This window comes from Nocardia farcinica (assembly GCF_029867845.1).
GTDB lineage: Bacteria > Actinomycetota > Actinomycetes > Mycobacteriales > Mycobacteriaceae > Nocardia > Nocardia farcinica_A.
Map to the genome: position 1 here is coordinate 1 of NZ_JARWRU010000912.1, position 1543 is coordinate 1543.

Sequence of the window (1543 nt, forward strand, 5' to 3'; positions counted from 1 at the left end):
GCTATCCTCGTGCCCCGGGGTTTTTTGTGGGGGGGGGGGGGGGGGGGGGGGGGGGGGGGGGGGGGGGGGGGGGGGTGGGGGGGCCGGGGGGGGGGGGGGGGGGGGGGGGGGCCCCCCACGCCGAGCTGCCGTTGGCCGGCAGCGTCTGCTTCACGGCGATGCCGTTGCGCACCGGATCGGAGGCGGTCTCGACGGCCTTGCGCGCGGGGGCGGCCGGAGCGGGTTCCTCGTCGCCGTCCTGCTCTCGGTGGCCCACCTCGACGAGTTCACCCTCGGCGGGCGCGTCCTCGACGTGCTCCTCCAGCACCAGCGGCTCGCCGGTCTCGGGATCGACCGGGCCCTCGACCCCCCGGTCGTGGAGCTCGACCAAAGCGGTCTCGGCGTAGGGGCGCGGCACGAGGTCGATCGGGCCGCGCGCCCGCGAGGCCACCAGCGAGGGCAGGCTCTTGCGGATCTCCTCGGCCGGGTCGGGCAGTTCGCGCACCTGTTCGGTGGCTCGGTAGATGGCCAGGCCGTAGCGCGAGCTGGCCGCGTCGTGGATGAGCAGCGCGACACCGATCATCACCGGTGCGATGGCGTGCACGCCGACCTCGTACCACTGCCCGGCGCGCAGGTACGGATACGTGTTGAGGACCACCGTCAGCGACAGCAGCGCCATCTCGGCGGCGGCGACCTGCCTGCGGTTGTCGACCACACCCCATTCGGCGACCTTGTTGGTGCCGATCATGATGATGATCAGACAGACGCTGATCATCCCTTCCAGCAGGTAGCTGAACCAGTAGAGCGGGTCGGTCGGGCCGCCGGGCGCGATGTTGTGCTGCACGTTGACCGCCGACCAGAGCATGCCCGCGGCGACGACGCCCGCCAGGGCACGCAGCGACCAGGAGCGATGCCGGTACAGCGAGGCCAGTTTGGCGTGCGGACTGGATTCGCGCCGCTGCGCGGCGATCGCCTTGCGGGCGAGCAACACATCACGCATGTCGGCCTTCGCGATGACTTCCGCCGTTTGCCGACCCTGATCGGAGGCCGCGGCCGCGGCCTGCACCTCTTTCCAGCGCTGCTCCCGGTCCTGCTCGCGAATACGCTCGGCGAGCTCGCGTTCGGCCTGCAACTCGGCCTCGGACAGCACCTCGGTGAGCGCGGGATCGAACTGGTAGGCCAGCCGTCCCCTGGCCTTCTCCACCCGGAGGGCGAGTTGCGTGACCTCGTCCTCCATCGGACGCTCGGACGTCATATCGACCTCCCCCGGGGGAGTTTCGATGGCAGACAAGTGATCACGGGTGTGAACAGCACCCCACATTCATAGTCCATACCGGGTTTCCTGCAAAACCATGGATATTCATGCTTTCCCGCTCTCGGCGCGCCGCGCGCGACACACCGAGCGGCACCTACGTGTTTCCGGGAGTTTCCCCCGGATCCGGCGTCCTGTCGAATTCAACGGCGAAACGCCGCCGGGTCGGACGGCGGAACCGGGGGTGGAATCCGGGGCCCCGGGGTGGGGGGGGGGGGGCGCGGCGGCCCCCGGCGAGGGGGGGGGGCGGGG

The 1543-nt window shown here is 71.2% G+C and carries 1 protein-coding gene; it reads right to left on the reverse strand.

The annotated features are described in order from the left end of the window. Window position 1 precedes the first annotated feature (1 nt). A complete protein-coding gene (locus QH283_RS20085) occupies window positions 2-1234 on the reverse strand; it encodes a hypothetical protein (RefSeq protein WP_280504526.1) in 1233 nt (410 codons plus the stop codon). Window positions 1235-1543: the final 309 nt, after the last annotated feature.